This is a genomic window from Pseudomonas sp. 05N432, assembly GCF_056396945.1.
On the sequence record NZ_JBFTMM010000030.1, the window covers coordinates 23842 to 38672 of the forward strand.

General features: G+C 61.0%; 12 protein-coding genes and 1 pseudogene. 10 read left to right on the forward strand and 3 right to left on the reverse strand.

Going from position 1 to position 14831, the window contains the following annotated elements:
- Positions 1–9 precede the first annotated feature (9 nt).
- From AC1DHT_RS28125 to tssH, 6 genes are read left to right on the forward strand one after another with little or no spacing between them, the layout of a single operon-like run.
- The gene (locus AC1DHT_RS28125; protein ID WP_427545470.1) at positions 10–468 is read left to right on the forward strand and encodes a type VI secretion system amidase effector protein Tae4; all 459 of its coding nucleotides are present in this window, start codon (positions 10–12) and stop codon (positions 466–468) included.
- Positions 465–914, forward strand: a complete 450-nt coding sequence (locus AC1DHT_RS28130) for a hypothetical protein (RefSeq protein WP_427545472.1) — start codon at positions 465–467, stop codon at positions 912–914. The genes AC1DHT_RS28125 and AC1DHT_RS28130 overlap by 4 nt, the downstream gene beginning before the upstream one ends.
- Entirely contained in the window at positions 908–1420 is a 513-nt protein-coding gene (gene tssE, locus AC1DHT_RS28135; protein ID WP_427545474.1) for a type VI secretion system baseplate subunit TssE, read from the forward strand. The genes AC1DHT_RS28130 and tssE overlap by 7 nt, the downstream gene beginning before the upstream one ends.
- Positions 1417–3276 (forward strand): type VI secretion system baseplate subunit TssF, encoded by a 1860-nt coding sequence (tssF, locus tag AC1DHT_RS28140; RefSeq protein ID WP_427545476.1) that lies wholly within the window; start codon positions 1417–1419, stop codon positions 3274–3276. The genes tssE and tssF overlap by 4 nt, the downstream gene beginning before the upstream one ends.
- A complete protein-coding gene (gene tssG, locus AC1DHT_RS28145; RefSeq protein ID WP_427545478.1) occupies positions 3240–4292 on the forward strand; it encodes a type VI secretion system baseplate subunit TssG in 1053 nt (350 codons plus the stop codon). Before tssF ends, tssG begins: the two co-directional genes overlap by 37 nt.
- Positions 4285–6963, forward strand: coding sequence for a type VI secretion system ATPase TssH (gene tssH / locus AC1DHT_RS28150; RefSeq protein ID WP_427545480.1), 2679 nt, complete (start codon positions 4285–4287; stop codon positions 6961–6963). Before tssG ends, tssH begins: the two co-directional genes overlap by 8 nt.
- 123 nt (positions 6964–7086) lie before the next feature.
- On the opposite strand, the gene AC1DHT_RS28155 is transcribed toward tssH, so the two are convergent.
- From AC1DHT_RS28155 to AC1DHT_RS28165, 3 genes and pseudogenes are all read right to left on the reverse strand, one after another.
- Positions 7087–7353, reverse strand: coding sequence for a hypothetical protein (locus AC1DHT_RS28155; protein WP_427545482.1), 267 nt, complete (start codon positions 7351–7353; stop codon positions 7087–7089).
- 88 nt (positions 7354–7441) lie between these two features.
- Positions 7442–7975: a hypothetical protein gene (locus AC1DHT_RS28160; RefSeq protein ID WP_427545484.1), complete on the reverse strand. Its 534-nt coding sequence runs from the start codon at positions 7973–7975 to the stop codon at positions 7442–7444.
- Between the two features lie 354 nt (positions 7976–8329).
- Positions 8330–8410 (reverse strand): annotated as a pseudogene (locus tag AC1DHT_RS28165) (hypothetical protein); the annotation flags it as partial.
- 249 nt (positions 8411–8659) lie between these two features.
- Here AC1DHT_RS28165 and AC1DHT_RS28170 point away from each other — a divergent pair.
- The 4 genes from AC1DHT_RS28170 to AC1DHT_RS28185 form a co-directional block, all read left to right on the forward strand.
- Positions 8660–10597 (forward strand): type VI secretion system Vgr family protein, encoded by a 1938-nt coding sequence (locus AC1DHT_RS28170; protein WP_429539554.1) that lies wholly within the window; start codon positions 8660–8662, stop codon positions 10595–10597.
- A gap of 18 nt (positions 10598–10615) precedes the next feature.
- On the forward strand, positions 10616–11053 hold the full coding sequence (locus tag AC1DHT_RS28175) for a DcrB-related protein (protein WP_427545488.1): 438 nt from the start codon (positions 10616–10618) through the stop codon (positions 11051–11053).
- 29 nt (positions 11054–11082) lie between these two features.
- The gene (locus AC1DHT_RS28180) at positions 11083–11364 is read left to right on the forward strand and encodes a hypothetical protein (protein ID WP_427545490.1); all 282 of its coding nucleotides are present in this window, start codon (positions 11083–11085) and stop codon (positions 11362–11364) included.
- Between the two features lie 96 nt (positions 11365–11460).
- The coding region (locus AC1DHT_RS28185) for a DUF6531 domain-containing protein (RefSeq protein WP_477761555.1) at positions 11461–14831 on the forward strand (3371 nt) is incomplete at its 3' end.

The following is a 14831-nucleotide window of genomic DNA, read 5'->3' on the forward strand; positions in this document are numbered from 1 at the left end:
GTCTGAGTCATGGCCAAGCCTTCGTTTATCAATTTGTGGAAAGCGTATTCCGATCTCCTGGTTACGTATCCTGACGCAAAGCCCTGTGATGGCCCTTGGGAAAACCAGTGTGCTATCCGCATGAGCATGACGCTCAACACAGAGCTGACCATCAAGGTCAACAAATCCACCTACACCGAACCCAAGTGCGCCCATGGACATGCACGAGGGGCTGAGTCATTGGCAAATTGGCTGTGGAAACATCATCTGGGCCGTCCGACGATTCTCGGCGGAGACGCGCAAGAGCGTCGCAAGTTGATGGACAAAAAAGGCCTTATTTTCTTCAAGGACTGTTTCCAACAGCTGGGAGAGTCTTCAGACGGTCGCACCGGTGACCACATCGATCTTTGGAACCGTGGCCTTACCGCCAGCCGGTATGACGACCCTGCCTATCGATCAAGGGCTATCTGGTTCTGGGAGCTCTTATGATCAAGGCTCATTGCGCGGTATTTATTGGCTGCCTGTTATCAAGTCTAACTGCCTGTGCCGAGCAACAAGCCTCGCCGGCAATGCCATCCGCAGCGGTGGAGCAAGTCGTCTCGATGGGCGGGCAACAGTTGACGTTGGTGAATGACCAACAACGCTGCGCGCTACGCAAACCAGACCAGACACTATTGCCACTCGACATGCCATGGCCCTGCCAATTCACTGTCGACAGACAAGGCAAATCGCATGTCGAGACCTTCGGCAAGGTGCCCATTGTCATCGTTATTCATTTGTCGACGGTGGCTGAGAACAGTCCGGAATGTCGCTCCGAGTACCGCGCCATACGCCAGATCAATGGACAACTCGAACCCTCGATAATCGCTCGCAACGCCAGCTGCATGCGCGGCGCAGGTGACCAGAAGAATTACACGGGCCTTTTCACTTGGTAACCGAAATCGCCACCCGCGATCGCCTGCAACCGTCCCTGCTGGATCGGTTGACCGACGACGACCCGAGCAACCTCAAGGAAAGCGCCGACAAGCGCGTGCTGTCCCTGACCCAACTCAAAGCCTCGGTGCTGCGGGACTTGGCGTGGCTGCTCAACACCACTTCATTGCTCGGCGCCGATGCGACGTTGCACACCCCGGCCGGTACTTCGGTGGTCAACTTCGGGCTGCCGGCCCTGGCCGGCAACAGTGCGTCGAACGTCGATATCGCGGCGCTTGAAGCGCTGATCCACCAGGCCATCGCCACGTTCGAACCGCGGATTCTGCGCCATACCCTGCGCGTGCGGGCCCGGGCATCCGCCGAAATGAACCACAACGCCCTGAGTTTCGAGATTGAAGGCGATCTCTGGGCGCAGCCGGTGCCGCTGCGCCTGATGCTGCAAACCGACCTGGACCTGGAGTCCGGCCATGTGCGGGTGGTCAACGCCGACCAGCGGAGACGCTCATGAACCCGCGCCTGCTGGAGCTGTACAACCAGGAACTGCACCACGTGCGCGAAAGCGCGGCGGAGTTCGCCCAGGAATACCCGAAAATCGCCAGTCGGCTGACGTTGTCCGGTATGGACTGCGCCGATCCGTACGTCGAGCGCTTGCTGGAAGGGTTCGCCTACCTGACGGCACGGGTACAGCTCAAGCTCGATGCTGAATACCCGACCTTCACCCACAACCTGCTGGAAATCGCGTACCCCCATTACCTGGCGCCAACACCGTCGATGACCGTGGTGCACTTGCAGGCCGACCCCGATGAAGGCTCGCTGAGCAGCGGCTTCCCGCTGCCCCGGGACACGGTCCTGCGTGCCGCCCTGGGGCGCGAAAGCCAAACCTGCTGCGAGTACCGCACCGCCCATGCGGTGACGTTGTGGCCATTGCAGGTCAGCCAGGCCGAGTACTTCGGTAACCCGTCCGCCGTGCTCGGGCGCCTGGCTGCCAGCACCCCCAAGGCCAAGGCCGGCCTGCGCCTGACCCTGCGCACCGGTGCCGAACTGCCGTTCAATAGTCTGGCCCTGGACAACCTGCCGTTGTACCTCAACGGTGCAGACGAGCAGCCCTTTCGCCTCTATGAACAGCTGCTGGGCAACGCCTGCGCCGTCTTCGCCCGTCAGCCCGGCGGCGATTGGGTAGAACGCCTGCCACAGGATGCACTGCGTTCCGTGGGATTCGACGATACCGACGCCGCGCTGCCCGTGGTCTCGCGAGCCTTCCAGGGCTATCGCCTGTTGCAGGAATACTTCGCCCTGCCCCGCCGCTTTCTGTTTGTCGACTTCACCGGGTTGAGCCGGGCAGTCAAACGCTGCGAGGGTCAGGAGCTGGAATTGATCGTGCTGTTCGACCGTCATGATCCGAGCCTGGAAGGCAGCGTCGGTGCCGCGCAGTTCCTGCCGTTCTGCACCCCGGCAATCAACTTGTTTCCCAAGCGCCTGGATCGCATCCACTTGTCGGAACGGGTGAATGAACATCACGTGATCGCCGACCGTACCCGGCCGATGGATTTCGAGATTCATTCCCTGACCGCCCTCACCGGCCATGGCACCGGGTCGGAACAGCCTTTTTTGCCGTTCTATGCCGTCCGCGATCCGTCTCGCTACGGCCGCGATCAGGCGTATTACACCGTGCGGCGCGAACCCCGCATGCTGTCCAGCGGCCAGCGGCGCAACGGCCCACGTTCGACTTACATCGGCAGCGAAACCTTCGTCAGCCTGGTGGACAGCCAGCAGGCGCCCTATCGCCACGACCTGCGCCAATTGGGCGTAACGGCGTTGTGCACCAACCGCGACCTGCCGCTGTTCATGAGCGTGGGCAACAGCAAGACCGACTTCACCCTGGCCGACAGTGCACCGGTAGCAGCCGTGCGCTGCGTAGCGGGCCCGAGCCGCCCACGCGCCAGCCATGCCCACGACGCCAAGGCCTGGCGGTTGATCAGCCAGCTTTCGCTCAACTACTTGTCCCTCAGCGAGCAAGGCCAGGGCGCCGCCGCCCTGCGCGAGCTGCTGCGCCTGTATGGCGACGACAATGATGCAGCCTTGCAGTTGCAGATCGAAGGCCTGCGCGAAGTCAGCAGCAAAGCCTGCACCCGACGCCTGCCAATGCCGGGCCCGATCGTGTTTGGCCGCGGCCTGGAGATCACCCTGGAATTTGATGAAAACGCGTTTCGTGGCACTGGCGTCTTTTTGCTCGGTGCAGTCTTCGAGCGCTTCCTGGCACGCTACGTGTCGATCAACAGTTTTACCGAGACGGTGATCCGTACCACCGAACGCGGCGAGATCATGCGATGGAAAGCCAAACCCGGACGCCGTCCGACCCTGTGAGTACCCTGGACGCGATGCATCAGGAGCCCTGGGAATACGACTTCTTCCAGGCATTACGGCGCATCGAGTGTGAATCGCCTGAGCTCCCGCGCCTGGGCCATTCGTTACGCCTGGCCGACGACCCCTTGCGCCTTGGGCAACAGGCCGATTGCACCTTCGCCCCCGCGACCCTGGCCTCGGTACAGCCGGGCATCGACGGTTCGCCGGCGCGTCTGGAGCAGTTCTTTTTCGGCCTCGGCGGCCCCAACGGCCCGTTGCCGCTGCACCTCACCGAATATGTGCGCGAACGCCAGCGCAACAACGCCGACAGCACCAGCAAACGCTTTCTGGATGTGTTCCATCATCGCCTGCTGAGCCTGTTTTACCGGGCCTGGGCCGAAGCCCGGCCGACAGTCAGCCATGATCGCCCGGACGATGACTACTGGTCGGCACGTCTGGCAGCACTGAGCGGTCGAGGCATGCCGAGCCTGCTCAAACAAGGGCTGATACCCGACACGGCGAAGCTGCATTACAGCGGTCATCTGTCGGCACAAACCCGTTACCCCGACGGTTTGAAGGCAATTATCGGCGAGTACTTCGGCCTGCCGGTGGAGATCGAAGAGTACGTCGGCCAATGGCTGGTGCTGCCGGAGCGCAGCCGCGTGGGCGTGAGCGCCCATCAATTGGGCGTGGATTTTTGCCTGGGCCGCTGCGTCTGGGATCGCCAGCACAAATTCCGCATTCGCCTGGGGCCGCTCGAGCTGGATGACTATATGAGCATGTTGCCCGGCAGCCCATCCTTCAATGAGCTGGTGGCCTGGGTGGCCGAATACCTGGGCCATGAACTGGACTGGGATCTGAACCTGGTTCTGAAACAGCCCGAAGTGCCGACGCTGCAACTCAATGGCCGCTTCCGCCTGGGGTTCAATACCTGGGTGGGCAAGCCCGCAAAAGATGCCAAGGACTTAATACTGGCCCGGCATTATGCCGAGCAAGCCAACACCTCACAGATCTCAAGGAGCCAAGAGCATGGGTGAAATCAGTCGCGCCGCGTTGTTCGGCAAACTCAACAGCGTGGCCTACAAAGCCATCGAAGCCGCCACCGTGTTCTGCAAGTTGCGTGGCAACCCTTATGTGGAACTGGCTCACTGGTTTCATCAGTTGCTGCAATTGCAGGATTCGGACCTGCACCGCCTCATCCGCCAGTTCAATATCGAGCCGGCGCGCCTGGCCCGGGACCTGACCGAAGCCCTGGACCGTTTGCCACGGGGCTCGACATCAATCACTGACTTGTCTTCCCATGTGGAAGAAGCCGTGGAGCGTGGCTGGGTCTACGGCAGCCTGATGTTCGGCGAAAGCCAGGTGCGTACCGGCTACCTGGTGCTGGGCATCCTCAAGACGCCGAGCCTGCGCCACGGGCTGCTCGGGCTGTCGGCCGAGTTTGACAAGATCAAGGTCGAGGCCCTGAGCGAGCGGTTCGACGAATACGTCGGCGACTCGCCGGAAAATGCGCTCAGCGCCAGCGATGGTTTCAACGCCGGCAGCGTACCCGGTGAAGCCAGCGGCGCCATGGCCCCCAGCGCCATGGGCAAGCAGGAAGCGCTCAAGCGTTTTACCGTCGACCTCACCGAGCAGGCCCGCAATGGCAAGCTTGACCCGATCGTCGGCCGTGACGAAGAGATCCGTCAGCTGGTGGACATCCTCATGCGTCGTCGTCAGAACAACCCGATTCTGACCGGTGAAGCCGGCGTCGGTAAAACCGCCGTGGTCGAAGGCTTTGCCCTGCGCATCGTCGCCGGTGACGTGCCGCCGGCGCTCAAAGACGTGGAACTGCGCAGCCTCGATGTCGGCCTGTTGCAGGCCGGCGCGAGCATGAAAGGTGAATTCGAACAACGCCTGCGCCAGGTCATCGAAGACGTCCAGGCCTCGCCGAAACCGATCATCCTGTTCATCGACGAAGCCCACACGCTGGTCGGTGCCGGTGGCGCCGCCGGTACCGGGGATGCGGCCAACCTGTTGAAACCGGCCCTGGCCCGGGGCACGTTGCGCACCGTGGCCGCCACGACGTGGGCCGAGTACAAGAAGCACATTGAAAAAGACCCGGCCCTGACTCGTCGCTTCCAGGTGGTGCAAGTGGCCGAGCCGTCGGAAGACAAGGCGTTGCTGATGATGCGCGGCGTGGCCTCGACGATGGAAAAACACCATCAGGTGCAGATCCTCGACGAAGCCCTGGAAGCGTCGGTCAAGCTGTCTCACCGCTACATCCCGGCGCGCCAGTTGCCGGACAAATCCGTGAGCCTGCTGGACACCGCCTGCGCCCGGGTCGCCATCAGCCTGCATGCCGTGCCGGCCGAAGTGGACGACAGCCGTCGGCGCATCGAGGCGTTGGAAACCGAACTGCAGATCATCGCCCGCGAGCACGCCATCGGCATCGTCATCGGCGCCCGCCAAATCCAAAGCGAAAACCTGCTGAGTGCCGAACGCGAACGCCTCGCCGAGCTGGAAAGTCGCTGGGCCGAAGAGAAAACCCTGGTAGACGAATTGCTCGCCACCCGCGCCACCCTGCGCGAGCGCGTCGGTGTGGTGGACAGCGAGGACGGCAGCGAGACCAGCCACGCCTTGCGCGAAAAACTGGTGGACCTGCAACAGCGTCTCAGCGCCCTGCAAGGCGAAACCCCGTTGATCCTGCCGACTGTGGATTACCAGGCCGTAGCCTCGGTGGTCGCCGACTGGACTGGTATTCCGGTGGGCCGCATGGCCCGTAACGAACTGGAAACCGTGCTCAACCTCGACCAGCACTTGAARAAACGCATCATCGGCCAGGACCACGCTTTGCAGATGATCGCCAAGCGCATCCAGACCTCCCGCGCCGGCCTCGACAACCCGAGCAAACCGATTGGCGTGTTCATGCTCGCCGGCACCTCCGGCGTGGGCAAGACCGAAACCGCCCTGGCCCTGGCCGAAGCCATGTACGGCGGCGAGCAGAACGTCATCACCATCAACATGAGCGAATTCCAGGAAGCCCACACGGTGTCCACGCTCAAGGGCGCACCACCGGGTTACATCGGTTATGGCGAAGGTGGCGTGCTGACCGAAGCCGTGCGGCGCAAACCTTACAGTGTGGTGCTGCTGGACGAGGTGGAAAAAGCCCACCCGGACGTGCATGAGATCTTCTTCCAGGTCTTCGACAAAGGCGTGATGGAGGACGGCGAAGGTCGCGTGATCGACTTCAAGAACACCTTGATTCTGCTGACCACCAACGCTGGCACCGAGCTGATTGCCCGGGTCTGCAAAGACCCGCAAAACGTGCCCGAGCCCGAAGAAATCGCCAAGGCCCTGCGCCAACCGCTGCTGGAGATTTTCCCGCCGGCCTTGCTGGGCCGCCTGGTGACCATTCCGTACTACCCGCTCAGCGACGAGATGCTCAAGGCCATTACCCGCCTGCAACTCAACCGCATCAAGAAGCGCGTGGAGAACACCCACAAAGTGGCGTTCGAGTACGATGATGAGGTGATCAACCTGATCGTCTCCCGTTGCACCGAAACTGAAAGTGGTGGGCGGATGATCGACACCATCCTGACCAACAGCCTGCTACCGGACATGAGCCGCGAGTTCCTCACCCGCATGCTCGAAGGCAAGGCGCTGGCAGGGGTACGGATCAGCGCCCGGGACAACGAATTGCACTACGACTTCAGCGACGCCGCATGACCTGAGCAGAACACGGTCAATGTGGGAGCGGGCTTGCTCGCGAATGCAATCTGTCAGCGACATTGATATTGGCTGACACACCGCCTTCGCCGGTTCCGGCAGGGAAAAAGTGGCGCGAGCCCGTCATAAGATGGCGGTGCCGCGGTTGGTACCCGGCTGGACAATCAACAGTTCGTCCAGTTCACGCTTCCTGCAACGCATAACAAACGGCAGTGCAGCATCCGGGTCACGCTTAAATAGATCAAAGGTCGCGCGATCAACTTCATAGTATTCCTCGTAGTCGACCATGCCGTTGCTGACCGGTATAGATACATAAAATCGGCCCGAGTCTTGTTCGAAGCCCACGGAGAACATGTGTTCGCGACTTACCAAAACATCTTGAAATTTCACGGTCATCTCTAAAACTCTAATGCCGTTCAACTGAGGTCGTTTAGTGGAATGCTTCCGACATCGATTACATCCAGCGATCCATAACTCATCAGATATTGGCAGGCACGCAGTCCGGTCCTCCAAGCTTGTCCCTGACGTTCAGGGCGATACGCATCAACGGCTCCCATAAACCGTTCTCGCTGTTCCAACTGCCACCCGCCCAACGTGTATCCAGGATAAGCGCTGCCTTATTGATCTCAAGCTGCCTTCGAAGGGCTAAGGCCACGGACCCCATGTCGATTTCGAACAGCTCGGCATAGAGCCCATCGGGCTCTTCGCGCTTTTGGCTCAGGCAAAATCGGTAATTCCAAACCCAGCCCGCTGCGGCATAGATCGCCCGATTACGATCGGGGTAGGTCGCGAGAAGCTTGAGAAGAGCCGCCACGAAGCATGCAGGGAAGCTGGCGTCGCGGGTCTGCTGCCAGTAACGCAACACCAGCAAATCGAAGGCCACGAAGATATTTTGCGGTTCCTCGTAGTCGTTTTTGGCTTCTTGAAAGTAGAACGGCTCGCCTACGAGGAATTTATCCAACTCATCATTGGCCAGGGCAAGCAGCAATACATTCTCTGGATGGGTACTCATTGAAAGCTTTCCCCTTGTTGCCATGACTCAGGCGTCCGTAAGAAGGTATTGGTCGGGCTGCGTCCACGAGATTCTCAAAAACTTACCGCTCAGCAAACCCATGTCCCGAAGGTATTCAAAGACTTCAGACGGGCACCATTCCTTACCCGCCGAAAAGGCCGCTCCCAGTAAACGTAGAGCATCAAATACCCTAGCCTTCTGCTTATCGTCCGGGACATCCAAAAAATAAACATCATTCTCTGCCGTCTTCGAAAACCCGATAGCATGCAAAGCGGAGTCCAGCGTGCGATCAATAATTCGAACGCGAATTGAGTCAGCGTCTGCTTTTTCCACGTATGCCTTTAGCGCTTCACTTAGCTTAAAAATATTGATGCTCTGGTCCTGCCAGGTATCGGGGGTTTCAAGATCGGTTTCTTGAATGCGGTAAAAGGTCACAGTAATCGCCTTCCATGGACGTGAGGTGACGCGCGGAGGAGCCGATATTCAGGTAATGCCTGGCAACATTCAAGAACCTGGTTCCTCTCCCTCAACTAACGAACTACATTATGACTTCAGCGCCACCGCCCTGGCGGTCGCGCGTCTCTGTACGAACTGCCGAAGGCCGCAATCTCTTGATCTTTAAAGTCAAAAGGCTGCAATCTTCGGCAGCGTCAAAAGGATTGCGACAGCGAATAAGGACAGCCCATGTTATTCAACCAAGCCTCACGCCTGGCAAAAATCACCAGCCCCCTGGGGCCTGAGGTGCTGTTGCTCAAAGACATGGGTGGCGGCGAAGAGCTGGGGCGGCTGTTCAACTATGAGTTGCAGCTGCACTCGCTGGACAATGCCATCGACCTCAACCAGTTGCTCGGCAAACCCATGTCCCTGAGCCTGCAACTGGACGGCGGTGGCGAACGTCATTTCCATGGCATCGTTGCCCGCTGCAGCCAGAATGTCGACCAGGGCCAGTTCGCCAGCTACCAGGTCACGCTGCGGCCTTGGCTTTGGCTGCTGACCCGCACCTCCGATTGCCGGATTTTCCAGAACCTGAGCATCCCGCAAATCATCAAGCAGGTGTTTCGCGACCTCGGCTTTTCCGATTTCGAAGATGCCCTGAGCCGGCCCTATCGCGAGTGGGAATACTGCGTGCAGTATCGCGAAACCAGTTTCGATTTCGTCAGCCGCCTGATGGAGCAGGAAGGGATCTACTACTTCTTCCGCCATGAACAGGGTCGTCATGTGTTGGTGTTGGCCGATGCCTACGGCGCTCACACCAGTGCGCCCGGCTACGCCTCGGTGCCCTACTACCCCAGGAATGAGCAGCAGCGCGAACGCGATCACATCCACGATTGGCACCTGGCCCAGGAAGTCCAGCCGGGGTCGCTGGAACTCAACGACTATGATTTCCAGCGCCCCAGCGCGCGTATCGACGTGCGCTCGGCCATGCCCCGTCCGCACACCGCCGGCGATTATCCGCTGTACGACTACCCCGGCACTTATGTGCAAAGCGAAGACGGCGAACATTACGCCCGCACCCGCATCGAAGCCTTGCAGACCCTGCACGAACAGGTCGAGCTGGCCGGCAACGCCCGAGGCCTGGGCTCGGGTCATTTGTTCAGCCTCACCGGCTTCAGCCGCCAGGACCAGAACCGTGAATACCTGATCGTCGGCACCCGCTATTACATTTCCCAGGAAAGCGGGGAAACCGGTGGCGGTGCGCCTTCGACACAGTTCGAAAGCAGCCTGACCTGCATCGACGCCCAACAAAGCTACCGCCCGCTGCCCAACACCCACCGCCCAATCGTCAAGGGCCCGCAGACCGCGTTGGTGGTGGGCCCCAAAGGCGAGGAAATCTGGACCGATCAGTTTGGCCGGGTGAAGGTGCATTTCTATTGGGACCGGCATGATCAGTCCAACGAAAACAGCTCGTGCTGGATTCGCGTGTCACAGTCCTGGGCCGGTAAAAACTGGGGCTCGATGCAGATCCCGCGGATCGGCCAGGAAGTCATCGTCAGCTTCCTCGAAGGCGACCCGGACCGGCCGATCATCACCGGCCGCGTCTACAACGCCGAACAGACCGTGCCCTACGACTTGCCGGAAAACGCCACCCAGAGCGGCATGAAAAGCCGTTCGAGCAAGGGTGGCACGCCGGCGAATTTCAACGAAATCCGCATGGAAGACAAAAAAGGCGCCGAGCAGTTGTACATCCATGCCGAGCGCAATCAGGACATCGTGGTCGAGGTCGATGAAAGCCACTCGGTGGGCCACGACCGCAACAAGAGCATCGGGCATGACGAGACGGTGACCATCGGCAACAACCGTCTGCGCATCGTCAAGCAGGAAGACATTCTGTCGGTGGGCCAGCGCAAGACCGACAGCATCAGCCAGAGCTACGTCATCGAAGTGGGCGAGAACCTGCGGCTGGTCTGTGGTGAAAGCATCCTGGAGCTCAATGCCAGCGGCCAGATCAATCTGACCGGCGTGCAAATCAGCTTCTATGCCAGCGGTGACGCCGAGATCAACACCGGCGGCGTACTGCACCTGAACAACGGTGGTGGCCCTGGCGCCACGCCTGACGGCCAGGGCGTCAAGGCCAGCATCGACGCCAACATCAATGCCGCATTCCCCAAGCCCAAGGGTTAACCACGAGATTTAGGCGCCATGACTTATCGCATCAATGAATTCCAGTTCCAACTGCCGGCAGGCGAGCTGCAAGACGCGACGATCAACATCCTCAAGTTCGCCGAACTGGGCACTTCGCTGATCGTCAGCCGCAGCTTGCTGGCCGACGGCGAAACCCTGCAAAGCAACTTCGACGACCAGCTCAAACGCCTGGAAAAACAAGTGCAGGATTTGCGTTTTCAACCGGGCGTCGCCGTGCGCCTGGGTGCCAACCAGGACGTCGAAGGCATCGAGTTGCGCAGCCAGTTCAACAAGGGCAACGACAAAGTCTTCCAGTACCAATTGGCGCTGGTGTTGCCCGGCACCCGCAAAATGCTCGCCCTGAGCTACGTGAAGGCCGAAAAACTCGGCGATGCCGAAGCCGCGCATTGGGCGACCATCAAGAATTCGCTGTTGTTCGACGTTCCGGCCTCATGAGCACCCTGCATGTCTGAGGCACTCTGAAGATGGAACAACTGGAAGACGATTACCCTGGCGATGCCGAATGGCAGGATTTCGTGGATTTGTATAACAAAGTCTATCTCGACGACGATGCCCGCACGCTGGCGAAAGCCTTGAATGGCAACCTCGATATGGCGGTCGTCCTCAACGGTAAAAGAGGGCTTGAGGAAGGATTGTGGTGGATCGAACAGCAAGTGCCCGCCCTCGGTAACATACGGCCAGCCGATTGCCTCAAGAATCAGAAGCTGATCAAACGCCTGAGAATGGCGCTGATGAGTATGCCGTAACCAACAAGGAGAACGGTGCAATGGAAGGCATACAATTGCGCAACAAGCGCAACGATTACGCAGCCGTCAGACGCTTGCGCCGGATGAACATCCCGCATGTCTGACGCACTCTGGGCCGCCCGGTTGGGCGATGCACTCGACCACACCTCGATGATGGCCGACATTCTTGGCGGCGTGCTTGAGGTGGCGGCGAACATTGCGATTACCGCGCTGGCCACCGCCGCCGTGGTCGCGGCCACCGGCATCACCGTCGCCACCGGCGGCCTCGGTTGCTTTCTGCTCGGTGCGGTAGTGGGCACCATCGTCGGTCTCGCCATGAGCAAGACCGGGGCCGACAAGGGTTTAAGCAACCTGTGCGAGAGTTTCAGCAATTCGCTGTTTCCGCCCACGGTGCAGGCGACGATTCTCACCGGTTCCACCAACACCCTGATCAACAGCATTCCCGCCGCCCGCGCCGCCGGGGCGATCCCGTCCCATGTCGCGCCGGCAGGCACCGAGCTGGAGGCACCCGAGCCCGAAGCCGAGCCCAGCTATCTGGACATGGCCGAGAGCTTCTTCTCCCAGATGTGGCGCCCCACCGTCGCCACCCCGGCGCCCGGTGCCGTGCCCAAGCCGCTGGACCTGGTCACCTGCATGAAGCATCCGCCGATGCCGCCGCAGTTTCTGGCCGAGGGCTCGGACAAAGTCACCATCAACGGCCAACCGGCCGTGCGCAGCGGCGACCGCACCACCTGCGATGCCAAGGTCGTATCGTCCGGGCTGATCTCATCGAACGTGACCATCGGTGGCGGTTCGGTGGTGGTACGCGAGATCCGCAGCGGCAAGACCCCGGGCGTGGGGCTGGCGGTCACCGCGTTGCTGATGCTCAAGGGCGGCAAAGGCAAATTCTTCAGCAAACTGCCGTGCATGCTGATCGGCGGCGCGACGTCGATGGCTGTCAGCAGCGCCATGAGCGCGATGGCCAACGCGGCCATGGGTTCGTCGAACCCGGTGCACGCCGCGACCGGGGCCAAGGTGCTGGGGGGGGACGATGAGCTGGACTTCGTGCTGCCCGGTGTCTTGCCGATCGATTGGCAGCGCTTCTACAACAGCCGCGACGAGCGCCGCGACGGGGTGTTCGGCGCCGGCTGGAGCGTGTCCTACGAAGTGTGCGTGGAAATCCTGCCTCACCCGGAGGGCGGGGAAACGCTGGTCTACACCGATGAGCAGGCCCGGCGCATCGACATGGGTTCGATCCCCTTGGGCGGCGCGGTGTTCAGTGCCGGTGAAGGGCTGAGCGTTCGACGGCACGTTAATGGGCAGTTGTTGATTGAAAGCGATGACGGGTTGTATCGGCTGTTCGACGGTACACCCGGTAATCCGTCCTTGTTGCGCCTGAATCAGCTCGGTGACCGCAACGACAACCGCATCCACCTCGACTATGACGAAACCGGACAATTGTCGCGCCTGCGGGACACCTTCGATCTGGTGCAGGTCGAGCTGATTCATGAAGGCGGTCGCGTGGCTCGGGTGGAACGCCTGTACCCCGACCAACGTCGCGAAGTGCTCGTCAGCTATGGCTACGACGCAATGAGCAATCTGGCCGAGGTGCGCGACGCCACCGGCCAGGTGCAACGGCGCTTCAGCTACGACGCCGGGCGGCGGATGGTCGAGCACCAGCTGCCCACGGGGCTGCGGTGTTTCTATGAATGGGCGTTAGTTGAAGACCTTGAATGGCGCGTGGTCCGCCACTGGACCGACGAGGGCGATACTTACCGGTTCGACTATGACCTCGTCGCCGGTGTCACGCGCATCACCGATGGCTCGCAGCGCATCAGTACACGGCGCTGGAACAGCCAGCACCAGATCACCGAGTACACCGACAACCTCGGCCAGACCTGGCAGTTCGAGTGGAACGACGAACGCCAACTGCTCAGCGCCACCGACCCGCTGGGCGGGCGCTACGAATACAGCTACGACGACGCCGGCAACCTGATCGGCGAAACCGACCCGCTGGGCCGCAGTGACTCGACCCTATGGCTGGAACACTGGGCCTTGCCGCTGGTGGAAACCGATGCCGCCGGCAACAGTTGGCAATATCGCTACGATCAGCGCGGCAACTGCATCGCCGAGACCGATCCGCTGGGCCACATCACCCGCTACCGCTATGACACCCACGGCCAGGTCGTCGAGATCATCGACGCCACCGGCAAAAGCAAAAGGCTGCGCTGGAACCCGTTCGGCCAACTGGTCGAACACATCGATTGCTCGAGTTATCCGACGCGGTTCAGCTACGACAACCGGGGCTATCTGCAAACGATCACCGATGCCCTCGGCGAACGCACCCAATTCAGCTACGACGCCCAGGGGCGGTTGCTCAGCAGCCAGTTGCCGGACGGCCGCACCGAGCAATATCAGCGCGACGTCAGCGGCCAGCTGACCGGTTATACCGACCCGGCCGGGCACACCACGCTCTATCAACATAACCGTCGCGGCCAGGTACGCCAGCGCACCGACGCCCATGGTCGGCAGGTGCAGTTCGGGTACGACAGCTATGGGCGGCTGAACGCGCTGACCAATGAGAACGGTGAAAGTTATCGGTTCGCCTGGGATGCTGGAGACCGGCTGACCGAACAACAAGACCTCGACGGCAGCGCCAAGCGCTACACCTATGACCTGCTGGATAACGTCGCGGCGGTCACGGCGATTCCGGCACCTTACGGCAACGGCCTGGCCGTCGTCCCCGAAGCACCGCCGGCCCCCATCGTTCATCGCCTGGAACGCGACGCCGTTGGCCGGCTGATCGCCAAAGTCACCGACGATGGCCGCACCGACTACAGCTACGACCCGCTGGACCAGCTCACCGCCGTCACCTTCACCGACAACCACGGCAACGCACAAACCCTGAGCTTCGCCTACGACGCCCTCGGCCAGTTGCTCGCAGAACAAAGCACGGCCGGCAGCCTGCACCACCACTACGACGAACTCGGCAACCTGATCCAGACCCAACTACCCGACGGGCGCTGGCTCAATCGCCTGTACTACGGCAGCGGCCACCTGCACCAGATCAACCTCGACGGCCAGGTCATCAGCGACTTCGAACGCGACCGCCTGCACCGCGAAGTGCTACGCACCCAGGGCCAGATCAGCACCCGCAGCGAATACGACCGTAGCGGCCGCTTGCGCTCACGCCAACGCCGTCACAGCAGCCAGCCATCACTGATGCCGGCAGCGGTGCAAAAACACTTCGAGTACGACCCCGCCGACAACCTGATCGGCAAACTCGACCAGCAACCCGCCGCGCAACACCGCCAACTGCTGCACTACGACGCCACCGGCCGCATCATCGCCAGCCAGGACAGCCTGCACGGCCAGCGCGAAACCTTCGCCTACGACGCCGCCGCCAACCTGCTGGACTCCCCGCAACCCGGTGCCGGGCTGGTGGTGCACAACAAACTGCTGACCTATCAGGACAAGCGTTATCGCTA